Raw genomic sequence first — 20,415 nt, forward strand, 5'->3', positions numbered from 1 at the left:
CGCTCGATCATGATGATTAACAAGGAGCGGTGAACAGATGGAATCGACCGAACACGGCAGCATGGACTTGGAGCATGCGGGGCATCCGGGTATTTATAAACCTAAGGATCAGGAGGGCAACGACGAGCAACGCGGACAGAAAGCAGAGACGCCCAAAGACGAGGCCAAAGAACCTATTGCTTCCGAACAAGCCCGTAAGCCCCAGAAGAGAATTCCGGACGACTTGGACAGCTGGAAGGAGCTGCTGAAGAAATCGATCGGCTTGGATAAGAGCTTCGAGGTGCAAGTGCGCGAGATGGTGTTCGGCGGCAGGCGAGTGGCGTTGCTGTTTCTGAGCGTATTCGCGAAAGATACCGCGCTTACGGAAATCATTAAACGCCTTTCTTATATAGAACCCGAGAGCAGAATGGATCACAACGCGATACACGCCTTTCTCGAGCTGTACGTCCCGGCGGTCCAGATCAAAAAAACGACGTCTTTCCCGCAAATGATCGACGATGTTCTCGCCGGCAACACCGCCTTGTACGTAGACGGGGAGTCTGCGGCGTTGATTATCGACGCGAAGTCGTTTCCCGCGCGCAATCCGGAGCAGCCATCGCTCGAGAAGGTCGTACGGGGCAGTCAAGACGGCTTCACGGAAACGCTGCTCGTGAACGTCGCCCTTATAAGGAGAAGACTTCGCGATCCGAACTTGCGGTTCGAGATTATGAAAGTAGGGCGACGCACTCAAACAGACGTCTGCATCGGTTATATCGACGATATCGCGAATACAGAGCTCGTGGAGTCCATTCGGGACAAAATCAAGGCGATCGACATCGACGGAATTCCTCTTGCGGACAAACAACTGGAGGAGATGACCGTGAGCAGAAGTTGGAGCCCGTTTCCGCTCGTTCGATATACGGAAAGGCCGGACGTCGTCGCGGCGCAGCTTCTTGACGGGAGCGTCACGGTCATCGTCGATACGTCTCCCAGCGCGATCTTGTTGCCGACGACTTATTTCGATCTGGTGCAGCATGCCGAAGAAAACCGTCAAAATCCTTTTATGGGGACGTACATGCGATGGGTGAGATACTTGGGTATGCTGGTGTCGCTGTTCATGATGCCGCTTTGGTTTTTATTCAACGAAAGGCACGCGTTGCGTCCGGAATGGCTTTGGTTCGTCGGCGCCAACAAAGTCGGGCAACTCCCGTTGATTCTGCAATTCCTCATCGCGGAGATCGGCGTTGATCTGCTAAGGTTGGCAGCCGTTCATACGCCTGCACCGCTCGTTACCGCCATGACCTTGTTATCCGCCATCTTGATCGGGGATATCGCTGTAAAAACGGGCTTGTTTATCAATGAGGTCATTTTGTATATGGCGGTGTCGGCGATCGGGATGTTCGCTACGCCTAGCTACGAGCTCGGTCTGGCGAACCGGATCGTCAGGCTGGTGCTGCTATTGGCCGTATTTTTCTTCCATGAGATCGGTTTTGTCGTCGTCACTACGTTTGTATTTCTGTTCCTTGCCTTGGAGAGATCTTTCAACGCTCCTTATTTATGGCCGTTTTTGCCCTTTAACGCCGCCGCTCTGCGGAACATCCTGTTTCGGCAGCCTCTGACGAACAACAAAAAACGGTTGTCGCTTTACCGGACCAAGAAAAACCGCAAGCAGCCCGTGTAAAGGTAATAATGCAAATGTTGTGGCAAATCCTCCATTTCCCCGAGGCGAGTTTTCCGCTATACTCAGGTTATATCGTGCTTACGCCGGATTGAAGTCGAATGCCGGAAATATCGCCAAAGGGGAATAAGATATGTTTTTGCATGGAACCAGCAAAATTAACAGCAAAGGTCATCTTGAGATCGGCGGCTGCGACGTTACGGACTTGGCGCGCGAGTTCGGAACGCCTCTATACATCGTGGACGAGGCGCTCGTGCGCCAACGCGCGCGCGAATTTATGGAAGCTTTCCGTTCGACGGGACTTCGCCATCAAGTCGCATACGCTTCCAAAGCCTTTTGCGTTATGGCTATGTGCCGCGTAGCGGAAGAAGAAGGAATGAGCCTTGACGTCGTATCCGACGGGGAATTGTATACGGCATTGCAAGCCGGATTTCCGGTCGAGCGCATTCATTTCCATGGCAACAACAAGACGCCTGAAGAAATCGACATGGCGCTGGATGCGGGCATCGGATGCTTCGTCGTCGACAATTTTAACGAATTGCACCTGTTGAACGCTTTGGCTGCCGACAAAGGCAAACGCGTTAACGTGCTGCTTCGCATTACGCCGGGAGTAGAAGCTCATACTCATGACTATATTTCGACCGGCCAGCAAGACTCCAAGTTCGGCTTCGATCTTGGCAACGGAACGGCTTTCAAAGCGATCGAAACCGCGATCGGCTTGCCGAACCTGAAAGTTCTGGGCGTTCATTCCCATATCGGTTCGCAAATTTTCGAAGTAGAAGGCTTCCGCATGGCCGTCGAGAAGGTTGCGGCGTTCGCGGTCGAGATCCGCGACAAGCTGAACCATACGTTCACCGTTCTCAACTTGGGCGGAGGTTTCGGAATTCGTTACGTGGAAGGCGATCAGCCGCTTCCTGTCGGAGTATACGTTCAAGCGATCGCAGATGCGGTGCGCACGACTTGCGAGAACGCGAACTTCGCCTTGCCGGAAGTATGGATCGAACCCGGCCGCAGCATTATCGGCGACGCGGGAACGACGTTGTATACGGTAGGGACAAGCAAAGACATTCCGGGCGTACGCAAATATATCGCCGTTGACGGCGGTATGACCGATAATCCTCGTCCGGCTCTGTACGAGTCTAAGTACGAAGCCGTTCTGGCCAATCGTGCTAACGATACGCTTGATGAAGTCGTATCCGTAGCGGGCAAATGCTGCGAGAGCGGGGATATGTTGATCTGGGATTTGAAGCTGCCTTCCGTTCAATCCGGCGATCTGTTGGCCGTATTCTGCACGGGCGCCTATAACTACGCCATGGCGAGCAACTATAACCGGATTCGCCGTCCGGCCGTCGTATTCGTCAAAGACGGTCAAGCCGACCTCGTCGTCGCTCGGGAATCCTATCAGAACATCGTCGGCAACGACGTCATTCCGCAACGCTTGCAGAAACAAACCGTCGCGAAATAAATCCTAATTGAGATGCTACGGACATCATGCCTAGTCACATCGGGCATGATGTCTTTTTCAATTTTGAAGGATTCGTGCGAATCATGTCGAAAAAGAGAAGAATGATGAAAAATAGAAAAGTATTGCTAATTACGATAGCGTTCTTGATGATCCTGACGGGCATTCGTCTAACCTGGATGGCCCTTCAAGCTCCGCCGGCTCACCCTCATGCCGTTCAAGGCGTCTTGGATTTGCGCGGCTGGAACTTTGATTCCAAACGTTCGATCACTTTAGACGGCGAATGGGAGTTTTTTCCCCAAAGGTTGATCATGCAGGAAGGCCTGGATTTGGAGAACGATCTCCGTCCCGATTATATTCAAGTCCCCGGCAAGTGGAAGCCTTCTTTGTCACCGGATTCAAGCTCGCAGTTCGGCTACGGTTCCTATCGATTGAAAATTTTAGTCGATTCCGCGCATCAGGATCAAAGTTATGGGTTCAGGATGAACCGGATATCCAACTCGTCCGAGTTCTACGTTAACGGTCGACTGATCGCCCATGCAGGCAAACCCTCTTCCCATTCAGCGGAATATACCCCGAGTAGCTTGCCGTATACGGAGTTCTATACAACGGATTCGGATGTTCTCGATATAGTCATTCACGTCTCCAATTATTCCAATCCCGTCAGAGGCGGAATCGTTCACGCCATCAAATTCGGAGACGGTCAGGCGATCGAGAATGAAAAATGGTTTTCCATCGGCGCCCAGTTGATCGTATGCTTCTTGTTCTTCCTTCATGCCGTTTACGCATGCATACTCTATTTCGTCGGGCAGCCTCAGAAAATATTGTTGACCTTCATCTTGCTAAATATTTGCGCGATCCTCATGACCTTGACCGATAACGATCGATTATTGTTAACTTGGTTTCCGATAAATTACACGTGGGCGATAAAAATTCAATTTTTAATGCTTATCCTAATAGGGATGCTGCTTTTGCGGTTCGTCTTGCAATTGATACCGGAGTATTCGAAGGTCAAAACGTTTAAGTATTTCCTCGTTCTAAGCGGTTTGGCCGTCATGTTGATTTTAATGACGCCAGTAACGTTTACCCTTCAAGCGGGCGTGTTTTATTTTTTGATTCTTCTGGTTCCGGGTATCATCGTTTCGGCGATCGTGCTTCAATCGGCCGCAAAAGGCGAAAAAGACATCGTATTTCTAATGCTTGGAGTTACTGCCATATCGGTAAACGCGATTTGGGGTCTTTTTAAAGGCGACATCAGGACCGACGTGAATTATTATCCGATCGATTTCATTATTGCTTTTCTAATGCTTGCGGCTTACTGGTTCAAACGCTTCTTTCGCGCATCCTTACAAACGCAGCAGCTTGCCGACAAGCTTCGGAAGGCGGATAAGCGGAAAGACGATTTCCTCGCGAACACCTCGCACGAATTGAGAAATCCGTTGCATGGCATGCTTAATTTCGCCCAGTCCGTCTTGGATACGAGCGCGGACAAACTGGATGCCGATAATACGAAAAAGCTGGAGACGCTGATTACCGTCGGGAAGCGGATGACCATGCTGCTGAACGACCTTCTCGAGCTTAATCGGCTAAAAGACAGCGGAATCGTGCTCCACGCCGCCCCGACTCGCATTCAACCGCTCGCGCTTGGCGTGATGGACATGCTTCGCTATATGGTCGAAAGCAAGCCGGTTCACTTGTCTAGCGCCATTCCGGATGATTTCCCGGCGGTAGATGCCGATGAGAACAGGCTCATTCAAATCTTGTTCAACCTCGTTCATAATGCGGTCAAGTTTACGAACGAAGGCCACGTTACGATCGACAGCGTCATCATTAACGGGAAAGCATGGATTTCCGTTCTGGATTCCGGTATCGGGATGAACGAGGAAACGCTGGGGAGAATATTCCAACCGTATGAACAAGCCGACTCCGGCATGACCGCGGTCGGGGGCGGGCTGGGGCTCGGCTTAAGCATAAGCAAACAGCTTGTCGAGCTGCATGGGGGGCAGTTGAGAGTCAACTCCGTTTTAGGCAAAGGAACGGTGTTTTCGTTCGACTTACCGGTGTCCGATCAATTTTTCTTGCCTGGGAATATTGAATCGGCCGCATCTCTCGTAGCTGCGTCCGGCAATGACGCCCAACAGTCTATATCCGAACAGCCAATCGAATGGCCGGAAGCCAGAACCACGGATAAACTTAGCATTTTGGCCGTAGACGACGATACCGTTAATCTTAGCGTTCTGGTCAATATTCTTTCCCCGGAAACCTACGACGTCGTTACGGCGACATCCGGGGAAGAGGCGCTCGCCATGTTGGACAGAAGTGATTGGGATCTGGTCATCAGCGACGTGATGATGCCGAGAATGTCGGGCTACGAATTATCGCAGGCGATCCGCGAACGATACTCCGTATCGGAGCTGCCTATCTTGCTTCTTACGGCGCGTAGCCGTCCGGAAGACATCGCCGCGGGTTTCCGCTCCGGCGCCAACGATTACGTGACCAAACCGATGGACGCGCTGGAGCTTCGGTCCAGGGTTCGCGCGTTAACCGAATTAAAGCAATCGGTCCGCGAGCGGTTAAGAATGGAAGGGGCGTGGCTGCAAGCGCAAATTCAACCTCATTTCTTGTTCAATACGCTGACCGCCGTTGCCGCCCTTAGCGAGATAGACACGTTAAGGATGCGCGCGTTGCTTGAAGCGTTCGGAAACTATTTGCGCAGCAGCTTCGATTTTCAGAACGCGGAACAGCTCGTTCCGCTGAAACACGAGCTGGATCTTGTACGCTCTTATTTGTACATCGAGAAGGAACGATTCGAGGAACGGTTGGAAGTCTCTTGGGAAGTGAACGAAGCCAGCTTTTTGCGCATTCCGCCGCTTACGATCCAACCTCTGGTAGAGAACGCGGTTAGACACGGCATCATGAAACGGTCCCGAGGAGGAGGCATTCGCATCCGCGTCGTGGAATACGAGGAGTATGCGGAAGTATCGATCAAGGATAACGGCGTCGGCATCGAACCGGACAAATTAAAACGCATTATGGATCCTCAAACGGGAAGCGCGGAGAAGGGCATCGGCCTATTGAACACGGATCGGAGACTTAAGCAGATTTATGGAGAAGGACTGCATATCCGCAGCGTACCGAACGATGGGACTACGGTAACCTTCAGGGTTCGCAGGCAGAAGTAATGCGACTGAGGAAGAGGATTCGGCTTTCTTTCGATCTTGGTCTTGTTGTACAATAAAGCGATATGATTGAAGGAGGAAATACAAATGTCCAAACAAGCGGTTATTAAAATGGCTAACGGCAACGAAATTAATCTTGAATTGTTCAACGAGGACGCTCCGAATACGGTTGCCAACTTCGAGAAACTCGCGAACGAAGGTTTCTATGACGGAATTCCTTTCCATCGCGTCATTCCGGGGTTCGTCGCGCAAGGAGGCTGTCCGAACGGCAACGGCACCGGCGGGCCGGGATACTCGATCAATTGCGAGCATAACCCGAATAAACACGATCGCGGCAGTTTGGCAATGGCTCATCGCGGACCGAACACCGGCGGAAGCCAGTTCTACATTTGCTATAACCCGCAACCGCATCTTGACGGCGTACATACCGTATTCGGTAAAGTAACATCCGGCATGGAACACGTGGACGCGCTTAAAGGCCAAGAAAAGATGGAATCGATTCGCGTCAGCTAATTGAAAATCCAAGACAACGAAACCGTGTTGAGCCTCGGAAGGGGATCGGCACGGTTTTGTCTATTGGCCATGGTTCCTATTGATAGCCAGACAAACTTGGCATTAATTCCTAGTGTATCGCTTGCAATTTGCGATAAGGGATGGTAAACTTCTTTTCAATAAGTTGCTTACCTTCGGGGCGGGGTGTAATTCCCCACCGACGGTGATCGGCCGTATCGCTTATTGATAAGCATGGGGCCGTCAGTCCGTGACCCGTCATCGCTGCTACCGGAACAACCGGCGAGCGTGGTGCGGTGGACCTGGTGAAATTCCGGGACCGACAGTTATAGTCTGGATGGGAGAAGGAAGCGCAGCGGCCAAGCCGTGTCCAAGAAAGCAAACATAGCCTCAGGCAGACAGATTGATGAACGACAACGCAAGTTATTGTTCTTTTTTTCACAAACCTGCGACTATGACAGGCTGTTTCGTTATGCGCGTCGGCAGTTTTTGTCGATGCTACATAAGCGGCTTGTGTTCGAATTGCTTTTTCAAGGCATGCTCTGAAGGTCTATTTATCGCTGTGCATCTATCGCCCCCGAGGTTCCGGCCGCGGGGGTTTTCTGTTGTTTGAACTGAGTATTCCGGTCTACGGTGCGGGAAAGGAGAGAGGCTCATGGAAGTGCTGAATGACGAATTTTATATGCAGCTTGCATTGAACATGGCGAGCGGCGCCACCGGTCAAACCGGCGTGAATCCCGTAGTCGGTTGCGTCATCGTGCAAGAGGGCCGGATCGTCGGAATGGGAGCGCACTTGAAACGCGGCGAAGGACACGCCGAAGTGCTCGCATTAAACATGGCTGGAGATCGGGCAAAGGGAGCGACCGCTTACGTCACCTTGGAGCCCTGCAGCCATTACGGAAAAACTCCGCCTTGCTGCGAGCGCCTGATCTCCGAAGGCGTATCAAGGGTCATCGTGGCCGCGTTAGATCCGAACCCGCTCGTGGCAGGCAATGGCATTCGGCGTTTGCGGGAGGAAGGCGTTCAGGTAAAAGTCGGGGTGCTTGAAGCCCAATCCGTCCAACTTAACGAGGTGTTTAACAAATTCATCGTGACGGGACGACCGTTCGTCACCTTAAAAACCGCATTATCCTTGGACGGCCGCATCGCCACGCATACCGGCCATAGCCGCTGGATCACGGGTGCCGAATCGAGAGAAGCGGTGCATACGCTCCGCCACCGCCATAGCGCCATCATGGTGGGAGTGGGAACGGTGCTAGCGGACGATCCGGAGCTAACGACAAGGTTAAGCGTTCCCGGTTTGAACCCGACTAGAATCGTCGTCGATTCCAAGCTCAAAATTCCGGCAGAAGCCAGATTGCTGAACGACTCGGCGCCTACGATCGTTCTGACGACCGAGCAAGCCGACGAGAAGAAGAGCGCCAAACTTCGTGAACTTGGCTTCGAAGTGGTGGCTTGCGGCTCCGGCGATCGGGTCGATCTAACGATCGCGATGGAGTCGTTGGGACGGCAAGGGATCAACTCGATCCTGCTGGAAGGCGGGGGCGTGCTGAACGGGGCGATGTTGGAAGCGGGGCTCGTAGACAAGGTCATGCTGTTCTACGCACCGATTGTCGTCGGCGGGGAAGGCGCTCCTTCGGCATTCCAATTCAAGGGACCCGATGAGATGTCGTCAGCCATACGTTTAAGCCGCGTATCGATGCAGACGTACGGCGACGACTGGTGTATCACGGGGTATCCCGAGACCAAGGCGGCTACAGCAGCGGAACCAACGGCCGTTGCCCCTAAGGAGGATTAAGTGATGTTCACTGGACTTATCGAAGAGATAGGAACGCTGAGATCGGTACAGCGCCGGGGCGAAGCGATGATTCTGGGCATTGCCGCTTCCAAAGTGCTATCCGACGTTAAGATGGGCGATAGCATCGCGGTCAACGGGGTCTGCCTTACCGTCGTCGACTTCGACCGTTCTACGTTCTCGGTAGATGTCATGCCGGAAACTTACCGGCTCACGACTTTGCAACGTTTGCAAACGGGCAGCCCTTTAAATTTGGAAAGGGCGATGATGGCCGGAGGGAGATTCGGAGGTCATCTCGTTCAAGGGCACGTGGACGGGACGGGGACGATCAGAGGGAGATCTTCGGAAGCGAACGCGGTCGTGTTCACGATCGAACCGAACGATCCTCGATTGCTCAGGAACGTTGTGCAGCAAGGTTCGGTAACGCTTGACGGAATTAGCCTGACGGTCGTATCGGTGGATAGGGATTCCGGTACTTTTACCGTATCGATCATTCCGCACACTTTACGGGAAACGGTGCTGCAAATAAAACAGCCGGGCGACGTTTTGAACGTCGAATGCGACATTTTAGGGAAATACGTCGATCATTTGCTGAGCTTGCGGGATGGACGGCCGGCCACGAAATCCGGCGGCTTAACGGAATCCGTTCTGCGTGATAATGGTTTTATGTGAAAGGAGCGAGAGGAATGACATACAGACATTTTGACCCGATAGAAGATGCGATTTATGATTTGATGAGAGGGAAGGTCATTATCGTCGTCGACGACGAGGATCGGGAGAATGAAGGGGATCTTGTCGCGCTTGCGGACAAAGCTACGCCGGAAGTCATTAACTTCATGATCCGGGAAGCAAGAGGACTGCTCTGCGTGCCGATTACGCAAGAGAGAGCGGAAGCTCTTGACCTGCCGCCGATGGTCAGTCACAATACGGACTATCACGGCACGGCGTTTACCGTCTCGGTTGACCACGTCTCGACAACGACGGGAATATCCGCGCCTGAACGTTCCGTATCGGTTAAGGCGCTTATCGATCCTTCCGCAAGACCGAGCGATTTCCGCAGACCGGGGCATATTTTCCCGTTGATCGCGAAAGACGGCGGAGTGCTTAGAAGGGCCGGACATACGGAAGCTGCGGTAGATCTGGCCAAAATGTGCGGTTCTTCTCCGGCCGCCGTCATTTGCGAAGTGATAAAAGAAGACGGTACGATGGCGAGGCTGCCCGATCTTGAAGAGTTCGCCAAGGAACATTCCCTTAAGCTGATTTCGATCAAAGATTTAATCCATTATCGCAACGAGAAAGAAAAGCTCGTCAAGAGAGAAGTCGAAGTGAGATTGCCGACCGATTTCGGTACGTTCCAAGCGATTGCCTATACGAACGAGGTCGATAATAAAGAGCACGTCGCGTTCGTTAAAGGAGAGATCGACGGTTCGCAGCCGGTGCTCGTCCGCGTGCATTCGGAATGCTTGACGGGAGACGTCTTCCATTCCCATCGCTGCGATTGCGGCCCCCAATTGGAAGCCGCGCTGAAACAAATCGACGAAGCCGGAAGCGGGGTTCTGCTCTATATGAGGCAAGAAGGCCGCGGAATAGGCTTAATCAATAAATTGCGCGCGTATCAGCTGCAAGAGCAAGGTTTGGACACGGTAGACGCGAATCTTAAATTGGGCTTTGCTCCCGACTTGAGAGATTACGGCATCGGCGCTCAAATTCTGAAAGATATCGGCATCCGGGATATTCGTCTCCTGACGAACAATCCGCGCAAAATCAAAGGGTTGGAAGGTTATGGCCTTAACGTCGTCGAACGCGTGCCTATCCAAATGACCGAGAACGAAGACAATACCGGTTATTTGCACACGAAAAAATCGAAATTAGGTCACTTGCTGTCTTTCAAAGGCGACCCGGATTACGAAATTTAATCAAAATAAAACGATTACCTATCTAAGAGAGGATGAATGACATGTCAGTCGTATACGAAGGTCACTTAATTTCCAAGGGGTTAAAATACGGAATCGTCGTCGGAAGGTTTAACGAGTTTATTACTTCAAAATTGTTGGGCGGAGCGTTGGACGCGTTGAAGCGCCATGGAGCGGAAGAGAACGAAATCGAGATCGCATGGGTACCGGGCGCGTTCGAAATTCCTTTTATCGCGCAGAAGCTTGCGGAGAGCGGCAAATACGACGCCGTTATTACTCTTGGCGCGGTTATTCGCGGCTCTACTCCCCACTTCGACTACGTTTGCAATGAAGTAGCTAAAGGCGTCGCGGCGATCTCGCTGAAAACGGGCGTTCCGACGATTTTCGGAGTGCTTACGACGGACAGCATCGAGCAAGCGGTCGAGCGCGCGGGCACGAAAGCCGGCAACAAAGGCTGGGAAGCTGCGTCTACTGCGATCGAAATGGCGAATTTGTCCCGTGCGATCTCCGGTTAATGTTATAATAGCGAAAGTGGGATAAGTCAGCTTTGACGGATGTCCGATTCGCGCCATGCTCGCAATCGCCATTAAAGGTTGACCTAAGTAGGAGGAGAAACTCGCGTGGCAATGCTGTACAAGCTGGAAACGTTCGAAGGGCCGCTCGATTTGCTGCTGCATCTAATAGATAAAGCGGAAATCGATATTCAGGATATTTCGATCAATGATATCACGGATCAATATATGGAGTATTTGGCGGCAATGCAAGAGTTGGAGCTTGACATTACCAGCGAGTTTCTCGTTATGGCCGCGACGCTGCTGTCCATGAAGAGCAGGCAGTTGCTGCCGAAGCCGCCCGTTACCGAAGAGCCTTGGCTCACGGTGGAGGACGACGAGTATTTGGATCCGCGCGAGGAGCTTATACGCAAGCTGATCGAATACCGCAAATTCAAGTCGGTCGCCGGTCAACTCCGCGAGAAAGAGTGGGACCGGAGCCAGGTTTATACGCGCGAGCCCGCAGATCTATCTCCGTTCGAGAAGGTCGTTCAATCGAATCCGGTGGAAGGGCTTCACGTGGACGATCTGGTTAACGCGTTCCAGAAAGCGATGCGCCGATTAGCGGGACGGCATCGGGTATCGTCTATTCGTAAAGACGAAATCTCGGTCAAAGACCGGATTTTCGATATCATCGAGACGTTAAAAAGCCGGTCTCATGATGGGAAGTTGCTGTTTTCCCAGTTACTGGGGGATGGGGATGATCGCGAGGAAATCGTAGTTACTTTTCTCGCAATACTCGAATTGATGAAGCGCAAGTGGATTTCATGCCACCAGAGCGGATTATTCGACGAGATCGTGTTGACGTGGACGGGGAGAGAGGATAACAATGGATTACTCGACATTGAAATCAGTACTTGAAGGACTTCTATTCGTATCCGGCGACGAAGGAATCAGCGCCAAGACGGCTGCCGAAGTCGTCGAGACGGACATCGAAGTCGTCAAGGACGTGCTGAAGGATCTGCAGAAAGAGCTCTCCAAGAAAAACCGCGGAATTCGGATAGCCGAAGTCGCCGGAGGGTATCGTCTGACGACCGTCATCGAGCATGCTCCTTATTTCGAGAAACTGGCGTACTCCCCGACTCGATCGGCTCTATCGCAAGCGGCATTGGAGACGTTGTCGATCATTGCCTATAGGCAACCGATTACCCGGATTGAAATCGAAGAAATTCGCGGAGTCAAAGCGGACCGCGCGTTACATAATTTAATAAACAAGGATTTAATCGAGGAGAAGGGCCGGGCTGAAGCGTTAGGCAGGCCGATCTTGTACGGAACGACTAAGTCGTTCCTCGATTATTTCGGCTTGGCGAGTATTTCCAACCTGCCCGAACCGACGATCTCGGACGGCGATGACGAGCTCGAAGAGAGAACGAAAATGCTGTTCGACCGGATCGAAGGCCGTCAGCTATCTATGGAAGATATGGATAAGGAACTGGATATGGAATGAAGTTAAGCCAGAAGGTCATACTACCCCTAGGAAAGGCGGGGAAAGTATGGCCTTCTGGCTTTGGATCGTATTGGCACTTGTGATCGTTGGACTGGCCGCAGCTTTGGTGTCCCGGATTAGGGTTCGGGTACGGTATTCGCGCAGCGGCCGATTGGATCAACTCGTCGTCGTTATTCAAGCCCTTTACGGTCTGTTTCAATACCAGGTCATCTTGCCTTCCATCGTCATTCGCGGCTTGAATGTGGTGTACCGGGAGCGCAAGGATGGAAACCTCCCTGGTTCAAAGAAGAAACAGAAAAAGCGAATCATCGGCAGAGGGACGATCATACGTTACGCGAGAGCCTATCGGACGATATTGCTGTCGACGAAGAAATTCAAGAGATGGGCCAGGTACTCGTTGAAAAAAATCGAGTGTACCCGATGGCGCCTTGATTTTCGCGTCGGTACGGGAGATGCGGCTTCTACGGCGGTGATTACGGGGCTGTTATGGGCAATATCCGGTTGCGCTTCCGGTGCCGCCGGTCAATTGCTGTCTTTGAAAACTTCGCCCAAGAGCGAAGTGGCGCCGAATTATTCATCGGTCGAATTCTCGATTGTTTGGGAAGCGGATTTCCGCATTCGTTTGAGCGTCGCCTTGTGGGCAATCTTGAAGCTTGGAACGAGCACGGTCCGCATAGGCAGAGCCGTTCGAGCTTGGCGAAGCTGGCTGTCCGGTCCACCGGAAAGCGTTCGTTAATAGCTGCTGAATCTGTTCGTTATCATGTTTGCGTAAAGAAAAGGCACTGCTCGCCAAAAGCGGTGCCTTTATTTTGCGTTGCTTTCGCGGATAATAATGTCGCAAAACTTGGGTGAATGACGTAAGTACACTATGGGGAACATATTGATCAACACGATCATGCAACATAGGGAGGATATGAAAAATGACTCAGCATCCGATTAACGGATTAATGCAAACCGCCATGGAAAATATCAAAGATATGGTGGACGTCAACACGATTGTCGGAGAACCGGTTCAAACTCCGGATGGCAGCGTCATTATGCCGATCTCGAAAGTCGGATTCGGTTTTGCGGCCGGAGGAAGCGAGTTCAGCGCTCTAGACGATGCATCATCGGGAGGATCTGCGAAATCGAACGGACAAGACTCGCATAATGCTTCCGTATCGCTTCCGTTCGGTGGAGGTAGCGGCGGCGGCGTATCGATCACTCCGATTGCTTTCCTCGTCGTTGGCGCGCAAGGCGTCAAAGTCGTACCGTTGGACAACCAAACCCATATTCTAGAGCGTTTGATCGATGCCGCGCCGCAATGGGTGGATAAATTGAAAAACGCGTTTCAGAAGGACGGAAGCATAGCAAACACGACTAACCAAATTCCGCCTAGCCCAATTAATCCGGCCAACAACAATCTCATGTAATATGTCCAGTGCGCCGATACGAATCGCATTGCCGGCCATCTTCGGCCGGCTTTTTGCTGTAGGCAGATTTTCAATACGGGCGCGTTGTCGTTATAAGCGATTCGAATCGCGAACATTTCCACTCTAAACACGCCGCTTACATACTTAGGGACATGCATACATAAAATGGTTACATGATCTTTTCGGACAGGCCGAAACCGCTGTACTAGACGGCTAGTCGTTCAAGGAGGAAACGCATGTTCACCTTTACCGGAAATCGTTATGCCCGCAAATTATGGACGGGTTTGATCGCGGTTCCGCTGCTCATGGTTAGTTTACATTCGGAAGCCCATGCGGCTCCGGAAATATCCGCCACAGAGATCAATAAATGGCCTAAGCCTCCAACCAACCATGCGAGAGCGGCGCGCTAGCCGACGTTACTTCGGGTCGTATCTTGTTCAGCCAGCGCGGGGACGAGCCGATGAAAATCGCAAGCTTGACGAAAATCATGACCGCGATCGTCGCGATCGAGCATAGCAAGCTGGATAGCACGATTAAGGTAAGCCCTCTGGCCGCAGGTAAAGAAGGTTCATCCCTGTACCTGAAAGCCGGAGACAAAATGACGTTGCGAAACGCATTGTACGGGCTCATGCTACGTTCGGGAAACGATGCTGCAACTGCAATCGCAGAGCATGTCGGCGGGTCGGTGGAAGGTTTCGCATTCCTTATGAACAAGAAGGCGGAAGAAATCGGGCTAACCCGCAGCCATTTCATGAATCCGCACGGATTGGACGAGCAGGGGCATTACTCCTCTGCGAACGACTTAGCCAAACTTACGGTTTACGCGCTGCATAACCCGGATTTCGCGAACATCGTCAAGACGCAGGTAAAGTCGGCACCAAACCCGAACGACAAATGGGATTACAAATGGGTGAATAAAAACAAAATGCTCACGATGTACGAAGGGGCGGATGGAGTTAAGACGGGTTATACGAAGCAGGCGCTTCGTACGTTGGTGAGTTCGGCGACCCGCGGAGGACAGCAACTCGTAGCGGTTACCCTGAACGACGGGGATGATTGGAAAGACCATCGCAATTTGCTTGATTACGGTTTTGCCCATTTTCCGCTTGCAAGCGTCACGAAGAACGGCGAACCGATCGCAGGTTATCCGTTCCAGGTCGCAAATAGCTTCTCTTATCCTTTTGCCAAAGGGGAGCGAGAGCAATTGGAAATTAGATTGGCCCCCTTGCGCAAGGGTACGGTGCAATATAACTTAGGGTATCGAGGACAACTGAAGTTCGTATTGAACGATCGGCTGATCGGAACCGTACCGTTCATCGACAAACCCGAGCCGACTCAATCCGGGCAACGGCAGCTTCCGCTATCGGCGAGCGACCGAGAGTCGGCCCAACCGACGGACGTTCAGACCTCGCCGACGAAATCTTTTATCGCTTCCGTAAGGGCTGCGCTTAAAGCGCTGTTCCTGCAAAGGGGGACGTAGGGATGGTAAATTGGATTTGGATGGGCATGATCGTCGTTAGCGTAATTTTCGGAGCGGCGAACGGGAAAATGGAAAAAGTGGCGGAAGCGGCGTTCGGCGGCGCGCAGACCGGCGTAACCGTATGCTTAGGATTGATCAGCATTCTCGTGTTCTGGATGGGGCTCATGAGGATAGCTGAGGACGCGGGGCTCGTTCGCAAGTTAGCCGACATCATGGCCCCGGTCGTTCGTAAGCTGTTCCCTGACGTGCCGGACGACCATCCCGCCATGGGCTACATCTTGTCCAATATGAGCGCTAACTTGCTCGGATTAGGGAACGCGGCCACTCCGATGGGAATCAAAGCAATGCAGGAGCTGCAGAAAATGAATCCGAATCCCACGATCGCCACTCCGGCGATGTGTACGCTGCTGGCGCTTAATACGGCAAGCATAACCCTTGTGCCAACGACGATGATCGCGATCCGAATGAATTTCGGCGCCGTGCATCCCGCGGATATCGTCGCTCCGACCTTGCTTGCGACTATTGTTTCAACGGGGGCGGCTATTTTGGTGGACAGGTGGTACCGCAGGAGAAGCAAAGCCCCGCCAAGCGCGCCAACCATTCAACTTCATAACGGAGCATCGCCGCCAACTTCCGTATCTAAGCCTTCCGCTCCTATCGGAGGAGGCTGAACGAATTGATCTCGTTAATTCAGATGATCTCGACTTGGACGATTCCCGTACTTATCGCTTTCATACCTTTATATGCATCCTTGCGCAAAGTTCCGGTATACGAATCTTTCATCGACGGAGCCAAAGACGGTTTTCAGACCGCGGTCAGCATCATTCCGCATCTCGTCGGCATGATGACGGCGATCGGCATGTTCCGGGCATCGGGCGCCATGGATGCTTTAATCGGCCTCATTAGGCCTCTGCTGGAGGGCTTCGGCATTCCCGGAGACGTCCTTCCGCTAGCTCTATTGCGTCCGATTACCGGAGCGGGTTCTCTTGCGTTCGTTACCGATTTAATTAAAGAACAAGGCCCCGATACGATCGCGGCTAGAATCGCATCCACCATCCAAGGGAGCACGGACACGACGTTATATGTGTTGACCGTTTATTTCGGCGCCGTGGGCATACGAAATTCTCGTTACGCGCTCAAAGTAGGCCTTATCTCCGACTTCGTCGGGTTTTTCGCCGCCGTTGCCGCTTGCTGGTTGCTGTTCGGCTTGGTATGATGGATGATGAGGTGAAAGTCCGTGGAAGAAAGATTACAGAAGGTTCTTGCGAATGCAGGAGTCGCTTCTAGAAGAAAATGCGAAGAACTCATTACGGCCGGCAAAGTTACGGTTAACGGAGAAGTCGTAACGGAGCTTGGCGTTAAAGCCGATCCGACGAAGGATGTCATTACGGTATCCGGCAAACCGATTAAGAAAGAAGCGAAAGTATATCTTATGTTTAATAAGCCTAAAGGGGTTATTACGAGCGTATCCGACCCCCAAGGCCGAAGCGTCGTTACCGATTACATGAAGGAAATCAAGGAACGGTTATATCCGGTCGGGCGACTGGACTACGATTCCGAAGGGCTGCTGCTCATGACGAACGACGGCGATCTGGCCCACAAGCTTACGCATCCGAGCCATCATGTGCCTAAAACTTACCATGCTACCGTGGAGAGAGTTCCTCACGGCAACGCGCTGGAGAAGCTGCAGAAGGGCATCAAGCTGGAGGACGGCATGACGGCGCCTGCCGAGGTGGAGTATCATGATATCGATCCGGAGAAGAAATTCGCCACGATCGCCATTACGATTCACGAAGGCCGCAACCGCCAAGTCCGTCGGATGTTCGATGCGATTAACCACCCGGTCACGCGATTGAAGAGAATTTCTTTCGGCGGGCTGTCTCTAGGCAATCTCCAACGCGGGAAGAACCGCCGGCTTACGGCGGAAGAAATCAAGATGCTCCAAGATTCGGTAGCGGGCGTAGCGATTACGCCTGATACCGTGGCGTCGGAACTCGCTCAAGACTAACCCCATATTGCGTCAAACTGTGGTTAATACCGGCGGTCGGGTTCTTGCCCTTGACCCCGGTGTTTTCGTTATAATGGACTTCATCATCCGAAATATTACTATATTAACGAGGGTTGGCTATCAACGGGAACTTCTTTGCCGGCTTCGATAGCAATTCGTCGGTTGGGAGCGATATAGAATCTTTGAGTATACGTGCAATAGGGTGAACGGCGATCTGGAAATAAACGGCGATCTTAGCAAGCCCGAGTGGAGGTTGGCCGCCGAAGTAAATCTCCGCGACGCGGCTACGGGACAAGAGCCAAAGCAAGCTACGACGGCTAGGCTGTTATGGAACGAGCGATGGCTGTATGCGGCATTTCATTGCGCGGACGCCCATATCTACGCAAGCATGACGAATTTTAATGACCCGATCTATAACGAAGAAGTCGTCGAGCTGTTTATTGACGACAATTGCGATTTGAAATCGTATATCGAAATCGAGGTAAATCCGCTCAATGCTTGTTTGCATTACGCAATACACAACGACTTGAACGGCCATCTCCTGTCGTATGCCCGAACCGAGCAAACGATTGTAACGGCTGTCCATGTAGACAAGGCCAAAGGTTCATGGAGCGCGGAGCTGGGGATTCCGTTACGGGAGTTCGCCTCCGCGTCGAATATTCCCCCGATTCCCGGCGATGCCTGGCTTTTTAATTTATATCGCATTGACCGTCCCCCGCATCGGGAAATCGAATTTTCCGCATGGTCGCCGACGGGCGAACATCAATTTCATCGCCCGCATAGCTTTGGCCGCTTGCTATTTCGCTAATTGTTCTCGCGCGCCTAGCGGCAGCAAAGGCAAACGCTTCCGCTTCTCCAGGAAATACATGCCCTCTTTTTCTCATCGGTTTCGGATAACAATGCGTAGGGCAACGTAGTGACGAAAATGCGAAATGGCGATACAGGGATGACTTCCCTAGTATCGCCATTTCATCATTTTCACGTCGTTCGTTGGTTAAGTGAGCGATCTCCTAAGTGAGATTCCCTACTTTTGAGTCGGTCCCTTTTTTACGCGCATTACGAAAACATGTAAACGTATTTCTTTAATTCGATGTAAGTTCAACCAATCTCGGTCCATGCTCCGCCGGCATTGGCGGAGCGGATCTCGGCTTCTATGATGGCGATACTGTCCATCGTTTCGTTGGGGCTGGCTTCTTCGATCGGCTTATCCTGCAGCAAGCGTTCCACAAAGTAGCGCAGCTGGTGGTAGTAGCCGAGCTCGGGGGATAACTCGGGAACGAAGCCTTTGCCTTCGTTGGGATTTTCCCGCACGACGCCGTCCTTCAAGACGATATTTCCCCGTTCGAAATTAACCCGGAACGACATGTCGAAGCCGTAGTCGCCTTGCAAAGTCCAATCCGCCTGCGCGTTCACGATCTTGCCGTCGTCATACTGATAATGGGTAGAGACGATGTCGTATCCGCTCCCCGGGATAACATTGCGTGCTTGGCAGGAGACCGAATTCGGCCTACCGAACAGCCAGTTGACCACATCCGTATCATGCACGTGCATGTCCAGCATCGCGCCGCCGCTCAGCTCGTTATTTGTCAGCCATGCTCCCCATGTAGGCGTTCCGCCGCCGCGATAGAACGAAGCCGCGAGCACCTTTCCGTAAGTCTGATCCTTGACGAGCTTCTTAAGCCGCACGTAAGCAGGCCAGAAGCGCAGGCATTGACCGATCATGAGCTGGCGGCCGCTATTCGCGGCTGCTGCCGACATGTCCGCGCATTGCTGGAAATCTCGCGCCATTGGCTTCTCGCAGAGTACGTGCACTCCGTGCTGCAGACATTGAATCGCTGCATCTTTGTGGAGAAAAGTAGGGAGCGTAATATCGACCGCGTCCAACTGCTCGTTCTCAAGCATATCCGACACGCTCGTATACTTGCGATAACGGTTGAAGTCAAGAGAGGAGCCCGAGTCGGATCCGATATTGCCGACAACCGCTCCGCCTTCCATTTTTATGGGGTCAACGTCGCACAGCGCCGTTACGACTACCTGTACTCCTTCTTTCTCTAGCCGATCGTAGATTTCTAGATGCGTTCTTCCCATGAAGCCTAATCCGATTAAACCGATTCTGATCATGCTCTGCCCCTCCCGAGAATTTGATCCATAGAATTAGAAGTATTGTATATGATCTGCTCCGCATGATGCTTATAGGGAGGTATCATCTCCGCCGTCACGTAATCGTCGTAACCGATGTCTTGGAGAGCCTTTACCACCTCCGGATAATCCACGTCGCCGGCCAGCAAATCGACAAAGCCGTGCAGTCCGCCCGCTTCTCTTCTGTAATCCTTGAAGTGTACCTTCTTGATTCGGTGGGCGAGGATGCGAATCCAATGCTCGGGATAACCGGAATAGACGACATTTCCCACGTCGAAATAAGATCCCACGAAAGGAGAAGCGATCTGGTCGATGAATCCGCGCATCTCGAGCGGAGATAGGAGGAATTTGTTCCACACGTTCTCGATCCCGATGGAAACTTGCAGCGACTCCGCTTCGCGGGCTAGCTTGACGAATGCCTCCAACGCGTAATCGTAAGCCTGCTCGTAAGGAACGACCTCCGAGCCCGGAATGAAGTCTACGCCGACCGCTCCCGGAACGATCAATACCGTATTCGCCCCGAGAATCGCGGCACATTCGAGCTGCTTGCGGGCAATATCGTATGCCTTTGCGCGAATGTCGCTCTGGGAGCTGGTTAAGGAGTAGTTCCAGAATAGACCGCTTGCAAGGCTGGGCAGTTGAAGGCCGAGATCCTTCGCACGATCGCGAAGTTTGTTTAGATCTGCTTCGCTGCTGCCTAGGCTCAACTCGCCTTCCTCATCCAGCGATAGCTCAATGCCCTCGAATCCGGCTTCCGCAGCTAAACTCAAGCTTGTATCAATGCTATAATGGGCTGGGAAGGACCAAATATTAATGCCTTTTCTCATCTTCCAACACTTCCTTATTGTCGTTTGAGTCGATT

20 protein-coding genes and 1 riboswitch are annotated in these 20,415 nt (G+C 52.2%); of the genes, 18 read left to right on the forward strand and 2 right to left on the reverse strand.

Annotation, left to right across the window (positions count from 1 at the left end; genetic code table 11):
- The first annotated feature begins 37 nt into the window (after positions 1–37).
- From FPL14_RS26630 to FPL14_RS26715, 18 genes are all read left to right on the forward strand, one after another.
- Positions 38–1,660 carry a spore germination protein gene (locus tag FPL14_RS26630; protein ID WP_182300558.1) on the forward strand — a complete coding sequence of 541 codons (1,623 nt, stop codon included), beginning with the start codon at positions 38–40 and terminating at the stop codon, positions 1,658–1,660.
- Between the two features lie 130 nt (positions 1,661–1,790).
- Complete coding sequence (lysA, locus tag FPL14_RS26635) at positions 1,791–3,122, forward strand: diaminopimelate decarboxylase (protein WP_182300559.1); 1,332 nt, start codon at positions 1,791–1,793, stop codon at positions 3,120–3,122.
- An 83-nt stretch (positions 3,123–3,205) separates the two neighbouring features.
- On the forward strand, positions 3,206–6,301 hold the full coding sequence (locus tag FPL14_RS26640; RefSeq protein WP_229263686.1) for a hybrid sensor histidine kinase/response regulator: 3,096 nt from the start codon (positions 3,206–3,208) through the stop codon (positions 6,299–6,301).
- 84 nt (positions 6,302–6,385) lie between these two features.
- Entirely contained in the window at positions 6,386–6,811 is a 426-nt protein-coding gene (locus FPL14_RS26645; protein ID WP_182300560.1) for a peptidylprolyl isomerase, read from the forward strand.
- 165 nt (positions 6,812–6,976) lie between these two features.
- A riboswitch (FMN riboswitch) is annotated at positions 6,977–7,161 on the forward strand.
- 302 nt (positions 7,162–7,463) lie between these two features.
- Positions 7,464–8,606 (forward strand): bifunctional diaminohydroxyphosphoribosylaminopyrimidine deaminase/5-amino-6-(5-phosphoribosylamino)uracil reductase RibD, encoded by a 1,143-nt coding sequence (gene ribD, locus FPL14_RS26650; protein ID WP_182300561.1) that lies wholly within the window; start codon positions 7,464–7,466, stop codon positions 8,604–8,606.
- Between the two features lie 3 nt (positions 8,607–8,609).
- Positions 8,610–9,275: a riboflavin synthase gene (gene ribE / locus FPL14_RS26655; protein ID WP_182300562.1), complete on the forward strand. Its 666-nt coding sequence runs from the start codon at positions 8,610–8,612 to the stop codon at positions 9,273–9,275.
- A gap of 14 nt (positions 9,276–9,289) precedes the next feature.
- On the forward strand, positions 9,290–10,519 hold the full coding sequence (locus FPL14_RS26660; RefSeq protein ID WP_182300563.1) for a bifunctional 3,4-dihydroxy-2-butanone-4-phosphate synthase/GTP cyclohydrolase II: 1,230 nt from the start codon (positions 9,290–9,292) through the stop codon (positions 10,517–10,519).
- 41 nt (positions 10,520–10,560) lie between these two features.
- Positions 10,561–11,031, forward strand: coding sequence for a 6,7-dimethyl-8-ribityllumazine synthase (ribH, locus tag FPL14_RS26665; RefSeq protein WP_182300564.1), 471 nt, complete (start codon positions 10,561–10,563; stop codon positions 11,029–11,031).
- Between the two features lie 111 nt (positions 11,032–11,142).
- On the forward strand, positions 11,143–11,928 hold the full coding sequence (locus FPL14_RS26670) for a segregation and condensation protein A (RefSeq protein WP_182304179.1): 786 nt from the start codon (positions 11,143–11,145) through the stop codon (positions 11,926–11,928).
- Positions 11,897–12,514: an SMC-Scp complex subunit ScpB gene (gene scpB / locus FPL14_RS26675; protein ID WP_182300565.1), complete on the forward strand. Its 618-nt coding sequence runs from the start codon at positions 11,897–11,899 to the stop codon at positions 12,512–12,514. The genes FPL14_RS26670 and scpB overlap by 32 nt, the downstream gene beginning before the upstream one ends.
- A 46-nt stretch (positions 12,515–12,560) precedes the next feature.
- Positions 12,561–13,250: a DUF2953 domain-containing protein gene (locus FPL14_RS26680; protein ID WP_182300566.1), complete on the forward strand. Its 690-nt coding sequence runs from the start codon at positions 12,561–12,563 to the stop codon at positions 13,248–13,250.
- A 184-nt stretch (positions 13,251–13,434) separates the two neighbouring features.
- Positions 13,435–13,926: a GerW family sporulation protein gene (ytfJ, locus tag FPL14_RS26685; protein ID WP_182300567.1), complete on the forward strand. Its 492-nt coding sequence runs from the start codon at positions 13,435–13,437 to the stop codon at positions 13,924–13,926.
- Positions 13,927–14,162: 236 nt separating this feature from the next.
- Positions 14,163–14,336: a hypothetical protein gene (locus FPL14_RS30865; protein WP_182300568.1), complete on the forward strand. Its 174-nt coding sequence runs from the start codon at positions 14,163–14,165 to the stop codon at positions 14,334–14,336.
- Between the two features lie 50 nt (positions 14,337–14,386).
- Positions 14,387–15,406, forward strand: coding sequence for a D-alanyl-D-alanine carboxypeptidase family protein (locus tag FPL14_RS26695; protein ID WP_407644630.1), 1,020 nt, complete (start codon positions 14,387–14,389; stop codon positions 15,404–15,406).
- Between the two features lie 2 nt (positions 15,407–15,408).
- On the forward strand, positions 15,409–16,077 hold the full coding sequence (locus tag FPL14_RS26700) for a nucleoside recognition domain-containing protein (protein WP_182300569.1): 669 nt from the start codon (positions 15,409–15,411) through the stop codon (positions 16,075–16,077).
- Between the two features lie 5 nt (positions 16,078–16,082).
- Entirely contained in the window at positions 16,083–16,622 is a 540-nt protein-coding gene (locus tag FPL14_RS26705; protein WP_324617850.1) for a spore maturation protein, read from the forward strand.
- Positions 16,623–16,643: 21 nt separating this feature from the next.
- Entirely contained in the window at positions 16,644–17,414 is a 771-nt protein-coding gene (locus tag FPL14_RS26710; protein WP_182300570.1) for a pseudouridine synthase, read from the forward strand.
- 202 nt (positions 17,415–17,616) lie between these two features.
- The gene (locus tag FPL14_RS26715) at positions 17,617–18,222 is read left to right on the forward strand and encodes a carbohydrate-binding family 9-like protein (RefSeq protein ID WP_182300571.1); all 606 of its coding nucleotides are present in this window, start codon (positions 17,617–17,619) and stop codon (positions 18,220–18,222) included.
- 290 nt (positions 18,223–18,512) lie between these two features.
- On the opposite strand, the gene FPL14_RS26720 is transcribed toward FPL14_RS26715, so the two are convergent.
- Together FPL14_RS26720 and FPL14_RS26725 are read right to left on the reverse strand one after the other, a co-directional pair.
- Complete coding sequence (locus tag FPL14_RS26720; RefSeq protein ID WP_182300572.1) at positions 18,513–19,535, reverse strand: Gfo/Idh/MocA family protein; 1,023 nt, start codon at positions 19,533–19,535, stop codon at positions 18,513–18,515.
- On the reverse strand, positions 19,532–20,380 hold the full coding sequence (locus tag FPL14_RS26725) for a sugar phosphate isomerase/epimerase family protein (protein WP_182300573.1): 849 nt from the start codon (positions 20,378–20,380) through the stop codon (positions 19,532–19,534). Before FPL14_RS26725 ends, FPL14_RS26720 begins: the two co-directional genes overlap by 4 nt.
- Between the last annotated feature and the right edge of the window lie 35 nt (positions 20,381–20,415).

Origin of the sequence: Cohnella cholangitidis, from assembly GCF_014107495.1 — a bacterium.
In the GTDB taxonomy this organism is placed as follows: domain Bacteria; phylum Bacillota; class Bacilli; order Paenibacillales; family Paenibacillaceae; genus Cohnella; species Cohnella cholangitidis.

Coding starts and splice junctions, on each gene's coding strand:
- scpB (WP_182300565.1), top strand. CDS start 11,897: ATGGATTACTCGACATTGAAATCAGTACTTGAAGGACTTCTATTCGTA.
- lysA (WP_182300559.1), top strand. CDS start 1,791: ATGTTTTTGCATGGAACCAGCAAAATTAACAGCAAAGGTCATCTTGAG.
- FPL14_RS30865 (WP_182300568.1), top strand. CDS start 14,163: ATGTTCACCTTTACCGGAAATCGTTATGCCCGCAAATTATGGACGGGT.
- FPL14_RS26630 (WP_182300558.1), top strand. CDS start 38: ATGGAATCGACCGAACACGGCAGCATGGACTTGGAGCATGCGGGGCAT.
- FPL14_RS26695 (WP_407644630.1), top strand. CDS start 14,387: ATGAAAATCGCAAGCTTGACGAAAATCATGACCGCGATCGTCGCGATC.
- FPL14_RS26670 (WP_182304179.1), top strand. CDS start 11,143: ATGCTGTACAAGCTGGAAACGTTCGAAGGGCCGCTCGATTTGCTGCTG.
- ytfJ (WP_182300567.1), top strand. CDS start 13,435: ATGACTCAGCATCCGATTAACGGATTAATGCAAACCGCCATGGAAAAT.
- FPL14_RS26645 (WP_182300560.1), top strand. CDS start 6,386: ATGTCCAAACAAGCGGTTATTAAAATGGCTAACGGCAACGAAATTAAT.
- ribH (WP_182300564.1), top strand. CDS start 10,561: ATGTCAGTCGTATACGAAGGTCACTTAATTTCCAAGGGGTTAAAATAC.
- FPL14_RS26680 (WP_182300566.1), top strand. CDS start 12,561: ATGGCCTTCTGGCTTTGGATCGTATTGGCACTTGTGATCGTTGGACTG.
- FPL14_RS26700 (WP_182300569.1), top strand. CDS start 15,409: ATGGTAAATTGGATTTGGATGGGCATGATCGTCGTTAGCGTAATTTTC.
- ribE (WP_182300562.1), top strand. CDS start 8,610: ATGTTCACTGGACTTATCGAAGAGATAGGAACGCTGAGATCGGTACAG.
- FPL14_RS26660 (WP_182300563.1), top strand. CDS start 9,290: ATGACATACAGACATTTTGACCCGATAGAAGATGCGATTTATGATTTG.
- FPL14_RS26720 (WP_182300572.1), bottom strand. CDS start 19,535: ATGATCAGAATCGGTTTAATCGGATTAGGCTTCATGGGAAGAACGCAT.
- ribD (WP_182300561.1), top strand. CDS start 7,464: ATGGAAGTGCTGAATGACGAATTTTATATGCAGCTTGCATTGAACATG.
- FPL14_RS26725 (WP_182300573.1), bottom strand. CDS start 20,380: ATGAGAAAAGGCATTAATATTTGGTCCTTCCCAGCCCATTATAGCATT.
- FPL14_RS26640 (WP_229263686.1), top strand. CDS start 3,206: ATGTCGAAAAAGAGAAGAATGATGAAAAATAGAAAAGTATTGCTAATT.